We start from the raw sequence: 18600 nt of genomic DNA on the forward strand, positions 1-18600 counted from the left end.
GATTTTTGCTTTTTTAGCTAAGTTATATATCTATAGCACTCTAAAAGGTAGCAACCTTAACTACTAATTTTGAAGTTCCAGTAATGCTATATTAAGTTACAAATATCGTATACATATGATGTGAACATAACATTTCACTATAGGAAGCTATAAAAATGGCGAATTACCATGCTTGAATGATTCCCGTTTTCAGCACCTAATCAACGTTATTTCCTTCATAAACTTCATCTTGTTCAAAATCTTTATTTTTGTTTGGTTTATTAGAGAAAAATAAAAAAACAATTAAATTAGGTTAATTGTTTTTCAAATGCAAAATCTTTATTTTTTTAAATAATCTATGATATTCGAAAAGACAAACTCTCCAAATGCAAGTGGTATATAAATAAACCATAACTTTAATATTGCCTTTGTTTCTTTGTGATCAGAATCCCCCATTAAAACCAATCCTATCCTTTTTCTTCTAATATTTTCATTTTAATTCCAATAACAAGGAAATTATACCATTTATTAATGTTGTAGTCTATGTTTTCTAAAAATTAAATAAATACTAATGTTGCATTACCTTAATATCCAGATAAACATAATAACTTTTTTTACGTTTCATCTTCAAAGTCTATAATGAGTCCTGTTAGAACTGCTACATTACCAATCAATTGGATCCCGCGACCAATAAAATCCATCTTAAATTCTTCCCACTTTAATTTATGTAATGATATAATAACACTAAATTTTCAACACGTGCTTAATAGATTGGGGACTTATAATGGATAAACCTCTCACTGCATTACAAACTATTATTATACATATGAATACAAATGAACATTGGCATGATTTTATTTGTTACTGTCAGCATCGCGAAGCGGGACTTCGAAAATTAGCTTATAAACATTTAGAGACATTTATTTCAAATGCAAAGAAATGGGAATCAAAAGATCAAGAAGAGTTTGCCATTTCGTTGTTTACTATTTTAGATGCATTAAACGAAAAAGATGAGGTCTTAACTTTCTCACTAAATAGTTTTCTAATTGACATTCTATATAGATGGACAGAAAACAACCCGATTGATTCAAGACCTTTTAGATGGATAGGAATTTATATGGACTCTAGCAATAAAGATGACGATTTAGAAAAATTCCTTCGAAAAGCGATTGAATTAGGTGGTGATACCGAACAAGAAGCTATGATATACCTAGTTTCTAATTACATCCATACTTTAGAATTTGGTACACATGAATTCCCTTCAGGTTATTGCGGAGATTTAAGCGAATGTATAGAAAAACTTCCCTATATGCTTCAATTAATTAATAGAATTCAGAATAAGAACATAAAGGAGCAAAACATTGGTCAAATACAAGAACAACTACACTTAATTCTAGATTGGTTAAAACATACACAAATTCCAGTAGATGCTGTTCGTACATGGGAAAAAGAACAAACTAAGGAATTAGAAATGGTCATTGTATATTATTTACACAACAGCTCAAGTCGTTAATTCATCTTGTACAGAGATAATAAAGTTGTTTAAAACATAATAAAATTGTTTAAAAAACGCCAGTCATGTTATTCAACAATCGGACTATATAATGGAATGAATCCTTGTAAAAATTAGAAATATTTGAAATAATCGTTATTAAGTTGAAGCAGAACGATTGCAGAAAAAGGTGATACAACTTTTTCTTACTTAAGAATCGCGAAACAGTTGAAAATTTTAATTAATTATATTCCGAAAGGGTGTGTGTAGTATCTTATCAACTAATGTTTTTACTTATAAATCTAAGGATGGAAAAACAGTAATAATTAGAGAAGCTAAAGAACAGGATGCAGAAAGAATACTAGATTCTGCTTCAAAAGCTTTAATAAACGCTCCATACATGCTAAGTACGGTTGAGGATTTAAAAAAGGTGCGTATCGATGCTATTCAAAAAACGTTAAAAGCTTATCATGAAAATCCAAATTATGTACAGTTTATTGCTGAAGTTGATGGTAAGTTAGTAGGTGCAATAGATTTTAAGAACGGAAACAAAGAAAAAATTAGTCATCAAGGGGCTTTTGCGATGACCATACTACCTGAATATCGAAATTATGGTATTGGAAGAGCTCTTCTAGAAACGTTAATCAATTGGGCTAAAAATAACAGTAAGATTGAAAAAGTTTGTCTTGAGGTAATGGAAGATAATCTAGGTGCAATCCAGTTATATAAGAATCTAGGCTTCTTTGAAGAGGGTAGAAAAGCAAAGGGTGTAAAATTGGATGATAGCTATCAAAATTTAATATTAATGGCTTTATTCGTTTAAAATTGAACATTAATTTCAATATAAAAAGAGGATCTTCATAGTCATCTCCCTGTTAAGTAGACAGTAATAGAAATCCTCTTTTTATATTTATCCCACATTAGCTTGCAGTAAAACTCCCCACTGATTATAGTTTTACTTTATTTTAATCCTTTAATTAAAGGTGACACTTCTCCACTATGGAAAATCCATAAGTCATGAAGTGATCTCGTACATCCGACATATAGTAATTTTGCATCATGTTTTGTGTTTTTGTAATGTTCTTCATCCACATCAATTAAAAGCACCGCATCAAATTCTAAACCTTTCGCTAAATAGACAGGTACTACTGATATACCACCTTCATATTTACTTTGGTTTGCTTCAATTACGTTGACCGTTAATCCTGCATTTGTTAATTTCACATATATATCACGGCATTCATCTTCTGTTCTTCCGATTACCGCAATTGTTTTCACATCTGCATTTTGCAAATGTTTTACCGTCTTCACAATTTCAGTAAATTGATTTTCTGCATGAATTACTTTTACATCTTCTCCACTGCGGAAGACTGGTGTTGCGAGTCCTACTGGGATTTCTGCATTTTTAATTATTTCATTTGCAAATTCAATAATTTCTTTTGTAGAACGATAACTTCTTGTCAATTCATAATAACCGGTTTCTTGGAATACTTCCTTAAAAGCATTCCAATCTTCAATTCCTTGGTAATCATAAATCGCTTGCGATAAATCACCTAATATAGTGAAAGAATTACCTAATGTAATTTCTTTTAATACATAAACTTGGAAAGGCGAAAAATCTTGCGCTTCATCAATAACAACGTGATGAAACTTCTGCCCGATTTCAATCCCTGTTATACGATGATGTATGTATATTAAAGCTGGTAAATCTTCTACATACACTTCTTTTTTACGACAACTCTTTTCTGTTTCTTGAACAAGTTCTTCAGGTAATACTTCGAGTATTTCTTTGCTTTTCAACATTGAACTGTATAGTGAAAGTGGGCTCATTTTTGGCCAAAAATTCATATAGGTGTTCAATCTCTTTGTTGCTTCTTTTTTTAGTAACTTTTTCTCGTTTGTTTCTCCATACTTTTTAAGTTCAATTTCAATCCAACGTTTCATACGGCCGACTAAACGTTCTCTTCTCTTCTTTAATGGATAATGTTTATATTCCACTTGCATCCATTTTTTAACGTCTTCCACTGGAATAACAGCTTTATCCCATGCCTCAAAATCTTTTGTTGGCACTAAATCATTTTCAAATTGAGTCATTCTTTCTTCTATAAACGCCTTAAATTCTAGCGTACCTTTTAATTTACCGATCATAATCTTTCTTTCATCGCGATTAATTGAAAAGGCTTCTTTCAATTTTTCTTCTGTCTGCTTTAGTTTCACTGAACCCTCTAACGTACGTAATGCCCAATCCGAAAACGTTGTTTGACTAATATTCCCTACACCTAATTCAGGAAGTACACTCGAAATATAGTCTAAAAACAGACTATTCGGCGCAAATACGATCATTCTTTCTGCTTCTAGTTGTTCACGATATTCATAAATTAAAAAAGCAAGGCGATGTAAAGCGATTGTTGTCTTTCCGCTCCCTGCAACCCCTTGAATTAATAATGGCAAGTTTCTTTCCGCACGAATAATATCATTTTGTTCCGATTGAATCGTTGAAACAATATCCTTTAGCTTATTATCTTTATTCTCACCTAATCGATATAGAAGAAAATCATCGGCATGCGATACATCTTCATTTCCTTTTACATATGTATCAACAACACGTTCAAGTTCTCTTTTTCGAATGGAAATGTTTCGTTTTAAATACACATCACCTTCTACTAACCCATCTGGTGATTGATAAAATGCTAACTCTTCTCCACCGGTAAATGAATAAAACATACTTGCGACAGGTGCTCTCCAATCAATAATAATTGGTTTCATCGTGTCCATATCCGAAACCCCTACTTTTCCAATATAAATCGGCATAACTGCTTCTTTACCATCTTCCTGAAAATCTAACCTTCCAAAGTACGGCTCTTGCACACCAATACGTAAATTTTGTCTATTAGACTCTCTCATACTTTCAAGAATTTGCTCTTTAAAATCTTCTCCATAATAAACTGGGATTTTTTCAAGCTTATCCAATTGCTCATCCATCGTGTGTAAAGTATCCTTCATTTTTTGTAACTCATCTTCAAATATGTTGCTCATTTCGACGATTCCCTCCTGTCCGTTCTAATTTTTCAGTCGAAATACCATTGTATTAAAAATTCAATCGTAAAGTCAATAGTTTCCAATTAAATTTTCCGAAAAAACTTACTTTTTATCTTTCTAATTTTAAAGATATATACAACATCTAAATCACATCACTACACATATAGTATAGTGATGCATACAAAAAATACCTCTTTCTATTTGTGACCTATTTAATTTATATATTGACAAACAATGTAAAAATCAAAGATACATAAAGTGAAAATTTTATAAGGGGGTTTTACTGCCCACAAATAGTAGGCTAAATAAAAGTAAAGGAGTCTATTCAAATGAAATTCGCGAAAAAGAAATCACTAAAGTTATATTTACTTATTTTTGTATTAACTGTTTTGGCCAGTGGATGGATTGGGGTATTTCTAGATTCTCTTCTAACAAATCAACCTGCAGGAAACACTTTAGGTATGGGGTTATGGCTAATATTACCTTTCCTCGTAAGCATTTTACTTAGAGTTATTAGCCGAGATTGGAATGATTTTGGCATCAAGCCAAATTTGAAAGGAAACTTTATATGGTATTTCACTGCACTACTTATTTATCCATTCGTTACAGTAATAACGATAAGCATATCGCTCATTTTTGGAGTAGTTCATATTTCTAGTTTTGATATATCCACGTTATTGTCACTCATAGTCATGTCTACTATTGGTAACTTTATTAAAAATATTTTTGAAGAGTTTTCTTGGCGTGGTTATTTAACTCCAAAGTTGATTGAACTAAATCTAAACGATTGGTACATTTATATTATTTCTGGTTTAATTTGGGCACTTTGGCATGCTGCATATTATATAGTCTTTTTGCCAAATGAATATTTTGAATCTATCTCAAGATTAAATATGCTTTTATCTGGCTGTATCCTTATGGTTTGTTGGTCAATTATGTATGTTGAAATATATAGACTTACAAAATCTGTCTGGCCATGCGTTATCATGCATGCGATCGAGGATGCTGTTCCTACTGTTTTAGTTACAATAACAGGGATTATTACTCTTACAAACAGTAGTGATTTTTGGTTAAATCCTATTAGCGGGGTCGCTGCTACTGTTTTATTTCTCGGAATTGGAATCGTACTAAGAACTATAAGAATAAAAAGAGAACGATAATTATTCACACAATAAAAGTAAAAAGAGTAAGGATTTAATCCCTACTCTTTTTCACTTTTACTCGATATGATAAACATTCATTTAAAGATGATTGCTCTTCATATTTCCCAGCTTCAAAATCATACGCTCCTCCTGGGAAAATCCCAACTATACTTAAATGAGCCTCGGCACATAAATTACTAATCTCATCTACAGCATAGCAGCGTAAAGATTGTGTCACGATATCATTTGAAGAATCTATTTCCCACCAATGGTCTAGCATTCTTGCATTTTCACTATCATATTCATACTTTCGCATTGCAGAACCTATCAGCATTTCTTGTCCATTGGCTTTTTCCCAATATAACGGTTGATAAATATCAATAAGTGCACATCCATCATCTTTCAACCAGTTATTTATACGCTTTAATAAAAATAATTGTTCCTCATCTGTTCCTACACCAAATCCATCTAAATAACTAACAACATCAAACTTTTCTTTAAAGTTAATTTTATAAAAATCGGCGCAATAAACCTCAATGTCATTAGTAGAATGTTCTTTTGCAAACATAGCTAACTCCGGTACAAGCTCAACAGTAGTCATTTTTACATTCAAATTAGACATCGCCCTTGCGAATCCGCCATTTCCAGCTCCTAATTCTAACATCGTCTGAATTGGATATCCAACTTGTTCTTGCACTTCTTTAGCAACTTCCTGTAACCAATTTTCATTATTTATATCATAGCTCATTAGTTCAAATTGTTTTTTATAAAATTCTTTTACATTTAATTCGTTCATTATTATTCTCCTCCTGCAAATTATTTTTCTGTTACAGGTGAGAAACTAAATTTCTAATCCCCATGAAAAATCCTCCTTTTGATTTCCCTACACTTACAATTTATCAAAATAATAAGAATTTTGAAAGTGAAAGTATAAAAAATAGATAATGGATTATTCCACTATCTACTCTTTAGCTACTCTTATTTTTCTTTTTGATACTCCATCCAGTCACCAGAATCAATAACTTTCAATATCATCTTTTTATCTTGAGCGATATACACATATGCCTCAATTTCCCTATCAGCAACATATACTGTTTGCGTGATTCGATCATATAAATCAGTCTCCGCATTACCTGTATATTCTTCTAGTTCATCTAACTTACACAATATCTCATCATTTACTACATAAACTTCTCCATACACCTTTTCTTCAATCGAATAAGTCATGGCCGGATATCCTTCGTTCGTATCAAATAATTTTCCATATGTCCAAGCTCTGTCCGCAATGCATGTTGCACCTAGCATATAATGAGCATTCGTTTGTCCTCTTCTTAACGTGCCATAAACGAAAACATGATACATAAATTCTTATCCCCTTTATATGTCTCTACTTTCTTATTTGTAAATAAGCACGAATCATAAAGTAACTCACTTCATTCGGAAGCTGTTCTTTAATAGATTTCAGACCACCCTCTGCATTTTGAACGGCAGTTTCAATAAGAGATTCATACTCTGATGGAACAAAACTTTGCCACTCTACTTCCATTCCATCCTCGTAGCAGCGAATTAAATGGTTTTCGATTGTTTGTCTTGATAAGTTGCGTTCTTTTGCAATCTCATTCAAATCAATACCTTGTTTATACATTTCATACGTTTCTAAATGAGAATTTGCGGACGCTTTTCCTGACTTTTTACGCTCTGAAACTACTTCTGTCTTAATCGTTTCAGCATAATTTGGATTTTCTTCAATAAAATGCTGAACTGCTTGTAAGAAGTGCGAGCCATATTTCACAAGTTTGTGTTCTCCGATACCTTTTACCGTCAACAATTCGGAATCACTTTGCGGCATTTTCACGCACATATCTTTCAACGTTTGGTCAGAGAAAATAACGAACGGAGGTACACCTTCTCCTTGTGCAATTTCTTTACGTACTTCACGAAGCACTTCAAATAAAGGATGGTCTTGAACAATTTGTCTTGTCTCTACTCGTTCTTTTCGTAAAACATTCTCTTTACCAAGTAATACTTCTTTCCCTTTTTCTGTTACTTTTAACGTCGGATAAGTGCCATGTTCAACTGCAATTAACTCATCTGAAATTAAAAACTCAATAAACTCACTGACCTCTTTTACACTACGGTTCGATAAAAGCCCATACGTTGGTAAAGTATGAAAATTAAATTCAATAACTTTCTTATTTTTCGACCCCGTTAATACTTGCGCTATCATTTGCTTTCCAAAGCGTTGGTTCGTTCTAATCATGCATGATAAAACCATTTGTGATTCCCTTGTCACATCGATGCTCTCGCGATTGTCTGTACAATTACCACAGCGTCCACAATCTTCTTTCGGTTCTTCTCCAAAGTATTGCAAAATGAATGATTGTAAACATTGTTCAGTATGACAGTAATCGGTCATATTTTGCAATTTTTCAAGTTCATTTGAAAAACGTGATTCTCCAGTTGATTGATCAATTAAAAACCGCTGTACTTGTACATCTTGAGAAGAATATAACAATATACATGTACTATCTAATCCATCACGACCAGCACGTCCCGCTTCTTGATAGTAACTTTCCATATTTTTTGGAAGCTGATAATGAATTACGTAACGAATATTCGATTTATCAATACCCATCCCGAATGCAGATGTTGCTACCATTACACTTACTTCATCTCGTAAAAAGAGTTCTTGTTGCTCATTTCGATCACTATCACTCATACCAGCATGATATTTTGATACAGAAACTCCTGCCTTCATTAAATCTTCATATAACTGATCGACTACTTTTCTAGTAGCTGCATATATAATCCCAGATTCCTTTTGATTTTGACGAATATAATCCGCCAAATATGCATTTCGATCTTGTCCTTTAATGACAGAAAACGATAAGTTCTCTCGCTCAAACGTTGTCATAATTGTATTTTCTTGATTAATTTCAAGTGTGTTACAAATATCTTCACGTACTTGCGGTGTTGCTGTTGCTGTTAATGCTAATACGAGCGGTTTTTCTGGAAGATAATCTAAAATGCGATGTATATGTAAATAACTTGGACGGAAATCATGTCCCCACTGTGAAATACAGTGTGCTTCATCAATCGCAATCATAGGGATTTTCATATCGATAAGTTGGTCAACAAACTCCATCGAATCAAGACGCTCAGGCGCCACATAAAGTAACTTGTAATGTCCTTGTTTCGCTAATTGAATTCGCTGATTTGCTTCAGCAATAGAAATAGAACTATTAATATATGTAGCTGAAATGCCATTCTGTACCAATGTATCTACTTGATCCTTCATAAGTGATATTAAAGGGGATATAACCAACGTCGTTCCTTCAAATACTAATGCCGGAATTTGATAACAAATCGACTTACCGCCACCTGTTGGCATAATACAAACTGTATCTTTCCCATCTAGTACATTTTTAATTGTTTCATCTTGTCCTCTTCGAAACGAAGAATAACCAAAGTAGGACGCTAAAAGTTCTTGTGCTTTAGTAAACAAAAAAGAGTCACCTGCTTTTCTTTATCTTTCATCTACTTCTATTATATCAATCACTTATACGACTTGAAAGGGATGAATAAATGCTTATTGTTTTTTCATTATTCTATATTTAATATGAATTAGCATCCGTGTTTTATATGTTTTACAACATTTATAACGTAAATCCAGTACACATGAAGAAAGAGTTTCAATTTAAATATTCATTTTATTTCCCTTTCTTGAATACTACTAATCGTATACATATAAATTCAGGAGGTTTCTATATGAAACATCGTAATATGAGTTCCATCACAACAAAAAAGAAAACAACACAACTCCAATTCTCTAATAATGATGCGTGGAAATATGAATCATACTATAAGTACCAGCCATTATTCTCTTATAAAAAGCTTTTACATTTTCTTTCTCAACTTTTTAGACGTTAATATATGCGCAAAAAATGTATCATTCACAGAAGTTTTCTCAATATTAAACGTATAGACTTACTACAATTCAGTTGTTACCATATATAATAATCTGTTGGATAAACCCCTTAAGTTGACCTGCTTATATTAGCAGGTCTTTTTCATGATTACATACTTCTGTGCACTTCAATCCCACTTCCAAGTCTTTTCTCCATTTTATAACTATATTTAAATCCCAACAATTAATGATAATCATAAATCGTTGGGATTTAAATTGTTCACATATAATTATGCAATTCTTCTTTCTCAATACACAAAACACATTTTACTTGTTACTATAAAAGTACTCCAGATGAGTTTTTGCTCATCGACATTATCTAGTTAATGGGGCCTGCCGCGGGAAGCAGGTCCCTTTGACTTTATGACGGTACCAATTTCATTTGGACACATTTACCAGGTTTTTTCAAAAGAATTTTATGATAACATTACGTAGTCGAGTCCGACATCTCGGCAATACCCTTTTGAGGGTCTGCAACTTCCCTTGCAGACTCTCTTTTACTTTATATTCATTTTATTCATATATACCACAACATCATTCGTTGAATTTCTCCATTTCAAATTCCCTAAAAATAATCTAGGACACGTAACTAAAAATAAATATTTATCATACTTTGAGTTATACATGTTCAAAGGAGTGTTACTATTTATGTATTCTTATTGGCAATCGTATTACTCCCCCTATCATAATCCTTATGTAAACTATGATTTATCCGTACGTAACTACCGAATTAGTAAAAACGAGAATTTTTTAAAAGGGTATATGCGTTCTTTATGGGAACAACACGTCGCTTGGACGAGATTGGCTATTATAAGTATTGTATTTAATTTACCAGATGTTAACGTTACTGTTGGACGGCTTCTACAAAACGCAACACATATGGGTCTATCACTTGAACCATTTTACGGTGAGGATGCAGTGAAAAAATATAGTGCATTAATTAAAGATCACTTAGTAATTGCAGCGGATCTTGTTAAATCCGCAAAAGCTGGTGATCAAAATGCAGCGGCCGCTATAGAGAAAAAATGGTACGCTAATGGTGATGAAATTACTCAATTTCTTAACAGTATCAACCCATATATAGATAAAGAAGAATTTAGAAAAATGTTTTATGAACATTTAGCACTAACTAAGGCAGAAGCACTGGCATTCCTAAATAAAGATTATGAAGCAGGAGTAAAACTTTACGATAAAATTGAAAAAGAAGCATTAGAAATGGCCGACATGATAACAAACGCAATCGTAAAACAATTCCCGCAAGTATTTCAATAAAGTAAAACTTTAATCAGAGTAGGTATTACTACTAAGTAATACTTAATAAAAATAAGTCGATTTCCAAACATAAATCGGCTTATTTAGTTTTCTCTCCATGATATTTCACCTCTCCTCTTTACATTTAGCTTATATCGATATATTTTATTAATATCCGTTTTTTATAGGAGGAAATAGTTTGATTAACGCGATTGGTCTCGTTTTTATACTTACAAATAAACACGAGAAAAAAAAGAAAGTTTACTTAAATGAAAAATTTGCACTAATAGATATTATTGGTTCTAAAGAAGTATTTGATGATGAAGGGAATCCTTTAGTAGAACTAACATGTAAATACAGTATATATTTAGATGAAAAATATTACTGTAAATCTCTCGATGATTATACCGGACAAGTATTTCCTTTCTTAAGTGCCAAAATAGGAAAAGGTCTTCTAAGAAACTTAAACTACTACTTTTCTTACGTTGATGCCTATGATAAGAAACCACCAGTTAAAGAAATAAGACCACTTATGAAACAAGTAACGAACAGATAGCGAAAAATACAAAAAAAAGAAAGCATCTAACTCTAGATGTTTTCTTTTTTATTGAAAACTCATTAACTTTCATCCTCTTCTAAAAGTATGTATCCAAGCATATTTTAAATTAAAAACATTGGAGGATTAGACTGAATGAAATACTCAGAAACAATTATAAGCAAACGACTTCGAATACTTAAACTGACGGGTATGTTTTTCATGCTAGTGTTAATAGCATGGATTGGCTATACAAAATTACTTTATGAAAAAGGATTTCTTCAAGAAAAAAAGAATTCAGTAGAAGTAATGAACACTAGCATTACAGGAGAAATAGAGCAGCTTTTTCATATAAACTTGCAAGGTTATCGAAAAACAAGCCTTGATGCTGTTATAGAAGCAAGTAAAACCGATCCAAGCGAACTATCCCTAATTGAACTGGTCAACAAATCCTGCTCGCGAGATTGCATAGGCGAACCAGTAACATATGTAAACTCAAACAATGGATATATCTTTTATAAGGAATCTAATGGAACTAATGTAGCTATAACGGTTAAAAAGAAAGACACATGGGTAATTGTAAAGAAATCTATTCAAGATGGATTATAATTCCCCCCAAAAAAAGAGTACGTATCGTACTCTTTTTTATTATTAATCCCCTTCCTCTTCATCCCTACAATGGCATTTCGGTTTTGTTTTACAATGACATTTTTCACACTCACATTTCGGTTTCTCTTTGCAACAACATTCGTGAAAATCTCTGCATTTACATCTACATCTCCCAAACATTAAATCATCCCAAAATTTATTACAATTTCGGGAATGCCCACAATGACAAGTATTCCTCATGAATATACTTCCTCCTAAATAGAATTCATCATATTCTATGTTTGAAAGTATACAAAGGCTTGTATATTAGTCTATTTTCTCCATATCATAAGTAGAGTTAGAAGATTATATAATAATTAGTCTTATCTCACATACTCATAGTACCACTTACGTGAATCTAACCAAGCTGTAAATTTATCGATATTTCCAGCCGGGTAACCATTCGTTATAGCATAACCAATGCCATCTTTCTGAACGACAATTTGTCCATCAATACCCGCATCAACCATCGCTTGAGCCAAAGCTTGTAAATTACTAAATGCTACACCGCCAGTTTTTACTTTGAGCAAATCCACTGCAACTCCTCCAGTTTGTCCTGTAAGAGCAAATACAATAGAATTAGCGATTTTATCAACATTCCATTTTGCCATGTCGGATTCATTGTCAATAAATCCTAATTCTATAAGAATAGCAGGTGCTTTCGTCCCATTTAATACCGCTAAATCTGTACGCTGTTTCGCACCTCGATCACGCCATCCAATATCTTTTGCTAGTTGAGCTGAGATTTTAGCCGCCAAGTCTTTCTGATCATAATACAGAACCTCAACACCCTGTCCATTTCCATTGCTCGCATTAAGATGAAAAGAAATAACTAAATCCACAGCATGGGAATTGCTTTTACGAATAATATTATTTAAATTTTGTGATTGAGTTGTCCCTACCTCGTCCGTATCGTCATAAACCGTGTGTCCCAAGGCTCTTAACTTAGCCGCCACAGCATCTTTAACTTGCCTATCCAGAACGTGTTCTCTCCGATTCCCAAAATTAGCACCTTGAACAATACTATTGTGTCCTCCGTGCAAACTATATCTGGCCATTATTCATCAACATCTCCTTTCTTAATATCCTATTCAAAACTTGTCTCATTGCTATTCCCACTTACAATCTTAACTGCACCAATACGTCCTACATTTTCTAAAAGTGAAGGCAATTCGTTTTCGATTAAAAAAAGAGATGTCACTTCACAAATCGGATTCTTTATTCTCTAAATTGTATTAACTTGAATGGTAACACGAACAAAAAAGCATCACCTTTTTGGCGATGCTTAAAAACTCTATTTTACGTTTTAGTTCCCTAAATAAAGTTTAAGATCATGGTGACCGAAACTATACCTATATTTCCGCCTCCTCCTTCACTGCCTCTTTTAACCTCTGCAACATATACCCAATTCCTTTACACCCCTCTAGCGGATATGTAATCATTTCTTCTGGATATAACTTTGTCACTACTTTTTTATGCTTCTTCCCTGCTAGTAAGACGATTTCGTCAAACTGTAGTAAACTTTTATCTACCATCTGTTTTTGTAATTTCTCTATACTTATTACCTCATCGCTTTTTGAATCAAATGCAAGATCATAGTTTTTTAATACAATATCATTTGGCCTTAAAAATCCATGTTTCGCTGATAATATAACCCAGTTTTCGAAAAACATGGATGCGTACGCCTGACATGCTTTTCCGAACGGACTAATATATACATCTTTTGCTTCCATCGGTCCGTAGTTTGAATGCTTATCCCAAATTTTCTTTTTTCCACATGGAATTATACATAGCCTTTTCATATATATTTCTACTCCCTTTACTTCAATAAATAAAATCCATTATTTTGTACATTTTTCTCTCGAAATACTATATAATAATTCTGAAAGTTTTAATTACACATTTTACCATATAAGTACTATAGATCACTCTCAATGCAAATATTATAATACCATAAAAATTTTTCTTTTTTTCTTCAAAATAATAAAAATAAATTGTAATATTATGATGTAATAATAAAAATTAAAAAGGAGGTTCGTAAAAATGAAAAATATTATCCCTGCACTATTAGTCTATTTTATCGTTTGCGTTATTTCCGTTATCATCCCAGCATCTGAAGGCTACAATTATGTCGGCTGGAAGTTATTTGTTGGGCAAGTGTATGCGATACCTATTTTCTTCATTACTGCGATAATCACATTTTATATAAACAAGAAAAAATCTTACGAATAAACAATTGTAAGGATAGCTAACGCTATCCTTATTTTAATTCGTTAATCAAATCTAAAATAGCCCTTGCAGTACTTTGTATCCTTTCTTCCGAAAAGTCAAACGCAACACCTGTATTTATATATATTTCCTGTATAGATAAATTCCAATCTGAACTCGCTCCCTCTTTAAAGAAAGTAATCGCTTGTTCCGGATTCTCTCGATAAATTTGAAACAATTGAATCGCTCCTATTTGTGCAATTGCATATTCAATTTTATAAAAAGGAAACTGAACAAAGTGAAATGACTCGAACCAACTAGAACCAATTTCATTCTCTACTCCTGCAATATCAACTGATGAATATTGATACCTTTTACATAGTTCAATATATTTCTCATCTCGCTCTTCTGGTGAATGATTTGGATTTGTATAAAGCCAGTGCTGGAATACATCTCCTGAAACTGACGATATTAATAACGATAAAGTACGATATAATTGAACTCGCTGTACTTCTTTATAATCATCCTCTTGCGTATAAAAAATAGTAAGCTTATCCATTAATAATAACTCCAGGCTAAGGGAATAAAGTTCCGCCACCTCTTCACGAAGGTATCTTTCCTGCATACTACTTTCATTGTTAAATTGTTTATAAAAATGTAATGCATGCCCCAATTCATGTATTAATGCATGAATTGCATAAAATGAAGGACTAAAATTAGAATAAATAAAAACGTCTTTACTATGAGGTAAGGTAAAGCAAGCAGCTCCTGATGCTTTATTTTTCCGTTCTTGTACGTCAATTAATCCCGCTTCCCTTATATGAGTAAATTCCTCATGAAAACATGAATCTGTCTTCCGAAACATTTCTTCAACCCCATCCAATAAATCAATGTAATTTTCAAATGAAGATTTTTGCAAATTACAAGGAGCAAGATCCCAAGGACGATACGTTTTTACATCAAGATTCTTTTTAAAAAGACTTCCTAACTGTTTCCAAATTGGTACAACACACTTTTCTATCGACTCATGAAACTTATAACAATCTTCAATACTGTAATCTCTATTTTTTTGTTTAAAGGCATACTCACTATAATTATTAAACCCTGCATTTAAAGCCATCTGATTCCGCAATTGTACGAGTTCCTTCATAATACAATCTATTTCTATTTTTACTATACTTCTTGCTTCGCATAAAGCGTACCAAGCTTTTTCACGAATAGCTCTATTTGGGTTATCTATCCTTGCTTTTACGTATGCATACGTCTTTTGCTCGCCTTCCCAATTAATAGATATGTTAGACATTATTTCTCTATATTTCGTAATAAGTTCTTGCTCTTTAACGGAAAGCGCTATGTTCTTTTCATTAAACATTTCACTCTTCACAAATCTTGCTTTTTTCATAAATCCATATTTCTGCTCATCTAATAAATCAGAAAACGGACAATCTCTAAATTTCTGGTCAAATTTTGCATTGTATCTTTTTAAAAGTGGCTGAATTTCATTTTGGTTATACATATGTATATCACGTATATTACTATCTTTTGTATCTCTATACATAGCGATTAAATTGATCGTTAACTCTTCTTCTATTTCTGCGTTTAAACGCAGCTCCTCCGAAAGCCAGCTCTCTAATTCTGAAACCGACGTAATATTTCGCTCTAAAAGTGACTGTAATTTACTCTCCAAATCATTCAACATACACAATCCTCCCGTTTTTAATTTTCTGTTTTTTCGAGATAAAAAAGGACAAGTAGCCAATCTGACTACTTGTCCTTGCTGTTTATGTGTACTCAATAAAATTAAGCTTGGAATGCTTCTGTTAATACTGGTACGATTTGTTTTTTACGAGATACAACACCTTTTAAAGTAGCTGTGTTGTTTTCTAGTGATACGTTGTATGCTTTCTCAACAACGTTTGCTGCTTTACCGATCGCAAGACCGACAGAATTGTTAGTTAAGATATCAGTTACAACGAATAAGAATAGGTCTAAACCTTTCTCTTCTACTACTGCAGAGATTACTTTTTCAAGTTCCGCTTGGTGTACAAGAACGTCGTTTGTATCAACAGCGTTTACTTGTGCGATTTCAACTTTCGCATTACCCATTTGGAATTCTTTAGCGTCAAGAGAGATTAATTGCTCCATTGTTTTTCCGCTTAAGTCAGCACCAGCTTTTAACATTTCTAAGCCGTAGCTATCAGCATCTACACCAGCGATTTCCGCTAATTCACGAGCAGCTGCTACGTCTTGTTCTGTGCAAGTTGGAGATTTGAATAGTAAAGAATCTGAAATAATTGCAGATAACATTAAACCTGCAACTTCTTTACGAATTGTAACGCCATTTTCTTTGTACATTTTGTTTAAGATTGTAGCTGTACATCCAACTGGCTCACAACGATAGTATATAGGATCGCTTGTTTCAAAGTTAGCAATACGGTGATGGTCAATAACTTCTAACACACGAACTGATTCGATATCGTTAGCACTTTGTTGACGCTCGTTATGGTCAACTAAAATAACGTTGTCCACTTCGCTTGCTACTGTCTCAACAAAACGCGGTCCTTCTACTTTAAAATAGTCTAACGCAAATTGAGTTTCACCGCTGATTTCGCCTAAACGTACAGGCTCAGCATTCATTCCTAATTCTTTTTTCAATTCTGCATAAGCAATTGCAGAACAAATTGCATCTGTATCTGGGTTTTTATGCCCGAAAACTAGTACTTTTTCCATGTTTTCCACCTCTTCATGAAAAGGATATCTTAAAGAAGCAAATATGACAATATTTAAAGCATATTTTTTTATAAATAATTGCACTTTCTTCTATATTTTTCATCATTTTCATAAAAAAAATCATCTAAAATGAATTAGATGATCGAAATGTATGTTTCAATTAAAATAGTGTAGGAGCTTGCACTACATTGTTAAAAGCGAAATTTGAGGATAAGCCATTATTCAAAAGGTTTACATCTATAACTTGATAAAACGCATTTCCAGTGTCTGCAATTTCCCAAACAGCTAAAATAAGATGGTACCCACTACGGTCAGTTGGTACATTTGCTTCGTGCGTTACTGTTGTCCCTGGTCTAGCTCCACCGTCATTTTTTACATAGAATGGCACTAAATCTAAATCTGATCGCGTTAAAGGTTTATTTGGATTCCAACCTTTTTTCGTAATATAATATTTCCATTCTTTTGTACTATGAGGAGCCGTTAGTTTCCACTTGAATGTATTCATCCCGCCATTTAACGTAACTTTCTTCCACCTATCTACAGTTTGAACATCTAAATCGGGAAAATGACCAGCCCCTGCAATTTGTCCATCAGAAGGTCCTAGTTGCGGAAATCCACCTATCCCTTCTACGCTTTGTGGTTCATATTGAATCGGTCCACAATTTACATTTACCCCTTGCTTACATAAATAAGATCGGCTCGCTGGTGATTCTACATATCCATGAGCTGAAGCCTTTTCTGAAAATCCAAATGTTAATAATCCCGTAAGTAATACTCCACCACTTAAAATAACTTTCTTCATCTTTTGTAAACTATTCTTTTTCATACTTTCATCCCCTTCCGATAATAAAGCGAAAATAACTATAGTTGGCTAGTCATCTTCTCTACATTTATTATAAGACGAGAATCATTACTAAAAGAACCCTCTAAAAACTTTCTCAAATTCATTTAGTGCGTTAATTAGATTATAATTAACTATTTTAACACCGCCAGAAAAATATAGACTGTGTTAAAAATAGTTGTTTATTATTCACTTACTAATAATTAAGCACTCTCCCCGTTTGATTATATCTTAAATGTTTTTATAATAAATAACCGTAGCATCTAACTTTCCATTCGGAGAAATTGCATACCCTGGTATTGTTCCAACTTCTTGGTAGTCTAGTGATTTGTACAATTTATTGGAAGGATCTCCTTCTCTAGTATCTAATACTAAAAGAGACCTGTTTTCTTGCTTTGCTCGTTCCTCTGCTTTTTGCATAAGCGATCGTCCAATACCGTTACGTCTAAAGTTTGGATGAGTCATTAATTTACAAATCTCGGCTCTATGAATTCCGTTAGGCTTTGTAACTAATTGTAATTGAATACTCCCTGCTACTTCGTTGTTTATTTTAGCCACATACAATATCACTTCTGGCGCTAATACTGTTTGCCAATACTTTGTTGCGTCTTTTTGTTCCAGTGGAGGCAAAAAACCAATTGATGCCCCATCATTTACAACCATTTTCAAAAGTTTCGAAAGTTCTTCCATATCATTTTCTAGTTTCTTAATTTCTTCAATTACTAAATTTCGCATTACTTTTCCCCCTTTTGTTTCATTGTAACAATT

Annotated in this window: 18 protein-coding genes; 7 read left to right on the top strand and 11 right to left on the bottom strand. The window is 32.9% G+C overall.

What is annotated here, in order from left to right; genetic code table 11:
- Nucleotides 1-763: 763 nt before the first annotated feature.
- Nucleotides 764-1492 carry a hypothetical protein gene (locus N2V79_RS13640; RefSeq protein WP_242806274.1) on the top strand — a complete coding sequence of 243 codons (729 nt, stop codon included), beginning with the start codon at nt 764-766 and terminating at the stop codon, nt 1490-1492.
- A gap of 241 nt (nt 1493-1733) precedes the next feature.
- Nucleotides 1734-2294 (top strand): GNAT family N-acetyltransferase, encoded by a 561-nt coding sequence (locus N2V79_RS13645; RefSeq protein WP_000337117.1) that lies wholly within the window; start codon nt 1734-1736, stop codon nt 2292-2294.
- A 137-nt stretch (nt 2295-2431) separates the two neighbouring features.
- Here N2V79_RS13645 and N2V79_RS13650 read toward each other — a convergent pair whose 3' ends face one another.
- On the bottom strand, nt 2432-4507 hold the full coding sequence (locus tag N2V79_RS13650) for a HelD family protein (RefSeq protein ID WP_242806272.1): 2076 nt from the start codon (nt 4505-4507) through the stop codon (nt 2432-2434).
- Nucleotides 4508-4839: 332 nt separating this feature from the next.
- Here N2V79_RS13650 and N2V79_RS13655 point away from each other — a divergent pair, with 332 nt between their 5' ends.
- On the top strand, nt 4840-5670 hold the full coding sequence (locus N2V79_RS13655; protein ID WP_242806270.1) for a CPBP family glutamic-type intramembrane protease: 831 nt from the start codon (nt 4840-4842) through the stop codon (nt 5668-5670).
- A gap of 34 nt (nt 5671-5704) precedes the next feature.
- Here N2V79_RS13655 and N2V79_RS13660 read toward each other — a convergent pair whose 3' ends face one another.
- The 3 genes from N2V79_RS13660 to recQ all read right to left on the bottom strand — a co-directional run bounded on the left by N2V79_RS13660 (nt 5705) and on the right by recQ (nt 9157).
- Entirely contained in the window at nt 5705-6448 is a 744-nt protein-coding gene (locus tag N2V79_RS13660; protein ID WP_095690721.1) for a class I SAM-dependent methyltransferase, read from the bottom strand.
- A 182-nt stretch (nt 6449-6630) separates the two neighbouring features.
- Complete coding sequence (locus N2V79_RS13665) at nt 6631-7014, bottom strand: gamma-glutamylcyclotransferase family protein (RefSeq protein ID WP_000274900.1); 384 nt, start codon at nt 7012-7014, stop codon at nt 6631-6633.
- Nucleotides 7015-7039: 25 nt separating this feature from the next.
- Nucleotides 7040-9157 (bottom strand): DNA helicase RecQ, encoded by a 2118-nt coding sequence (gene recQ / locus N2V79_RS13670; protein WP_000494276.1) that lies wholly within the window; start codon nt 9155-9157, stop codon nt 7040-7042.
- A gap of 1110 nt (nt 9158-10267) precedes the next feature.
- On the opposite strand from recQ, the gene N2V79_RS13675 reads away from it, so the two are divergent.
- The 3 genes from N2V79_RS13675 (at nt 10268) to N2V79_RS13685 (ending at nt 12014) form a co-directional block, all read left to right on the top strand.
- Nucleotides 10268-10891 carry an acetylglutamate kinase gene (locus tag N2V79_RS13675; protein WP_197242573.1) on the top strand — a complete coding sequence of 208 codons (624 nt, stop codon included), beginning with the start codon at nt 10268-10270 and terminating at the stop codon, nt 10889-10891.
- Between the two features lie 178 nt (nt 10892-11069).
- Complete coding sequence (locus tag N2V79_RS13680; RefSeq protein ID WP_197242574.1) at nt 11070-11426, top strand: cytoplasmic protein; 357 nt, start codon at nt 11070-11072, stop codon at nt 11424-11426.
- 135 nt (nt 11427-11561) lie between these two features.
- Entirely contained in the window at nt 11562-12014 is a 453-nt protein-coding gene (locus N2V79_RS13685) for a hypothetical protein (RefSeq protein WP_069355751.1), read from the top strand.
- Here N2V79_RS13685 and N2V79_RS13690 read toward each other — a convergent pair.
- From N2V79_RS13690 to N2V79_RS13700, 3 genes are all read right to left on the bottom strand, one after another.
- Complete coding sequence (locus N2V79_RS13690) at nt 11999-12190, bottom strand: hypothetical protein (RefSeq protein ID WP_000502998.1); 192 nt, start codon at nt 12188-12190, stop codon at nt 11999-12001. The two genes, N2V79_RS13685 and N2V79_RS13690, sit on opposite strands and share 16 nt — an antisense overlap.
- Nucleotides 12191-12376: 186 nt before the next feature.
- Nucleotides 12377-13111, bottom strand: coding sequence for an N-acetylmuramoyl-L-alanine amidase (locus N2V79_RS13695; RefSeq protein WP_197242577.1), 735 nt, complete (start codon nt 13109-13111; stop codon nt 12377-12379).
- 294 nt (nt 13112-13405) lie between these two features.
- A complete protein-coding gene (locus tag N2V79_RS13700; protein WP_000824876.1) occupies nt 13406-13855 on the bottom strand; it encodes a DUF6884 domain-containing protein in 450 nt (149 codons plus the stop codon).
- A gap of 241 nt (nt 13856-14096) precedes the next feature.
- On the opposite strand from N2V79_RS13700, the gene N2V79_RS13705 reads away from it, so the two are divergent.
- Nucleotides 14097-14285, top strand: a complete 189-nt coding sequence (locus N2V79_RS13705) for a DUF4017 family protein (protein ID WP_000789485.1) — start codon at nt 14097-14099, stop codon at nt 14283-14285.
- 28 nt (nt 14286-14313) lie between these two features.
- On the opposite strand, the gene N2V79_RS13710 is transcribed toward N2V79_RS13705, so the two are convergent.
- From N2V79_RS13710 to N2V79_RS13725, 4 genes are all read right to left on the bottom strand, one after another.
- Nucleotides 14314-15960 carry a M3 family oligoendopeptidase gene (locus N2V79_RS13710; RefSeq protein ID WP_078400760.1) on the bottom strand — a complete coding sequence of 549 codons (1647 nt, stop codon included), beginning with the start codon at nt 15958-15960 and terminating at the stop codon, nt 14314-14316.
- Between the two features lie 101 nt (nt 15961-16061).
- Nucleotides 16062-16991 carry a manganese-dependent inorganic pyrophosphatase gene (gene ppaC / locus N2V79_RS13715; RefSeq protein ID WP_242806268.1) on the bottom strand — a complete coding sequence of 310 codons (930 nt, stop codon included), beginning with the start codon at nt 16989-16991 and terminating at the stop codon, nt 16062-16064.
- Between the two features lie 160 nt (nt 16992-17151).
- On the bottom strand, nt 17152-17817 hold the full coding sequence (locus N2V79_RS13720) for a lytic polysaccharide monooxygenase (protein ID WP_340719963.1): 666 nt from the start codon (nt 17815-17817) through the stop codon (nt 17152-17154).
- A gap of 246 nt (nt 17818-18063) precedes the next feature.
- Nucleotides 18064-18567 (bottom strand): GNAT family N-acetyltransferase, encoded by a 504-nt coding sequence (locus N2V79_RS13725; protein ID WP_001245255.1) that lies wholly within the window; start codon nt 18565-18567, stop codon nt 18064-18066.
- Between the last annotated feature and the right edge of the window lie 33 nt (nt 18568-18600).

Origin of the sequence: Bacillus sp. CH_70, from assembly GCF_038007045.1 — a bacterium.
GTDB classification, from domain to species: domain Bacteria; phylum Bacillota; class Bacilli; order Bacillales; family Bacillaceae_G; genus Bacillus_A; species Bacillus_A cereus.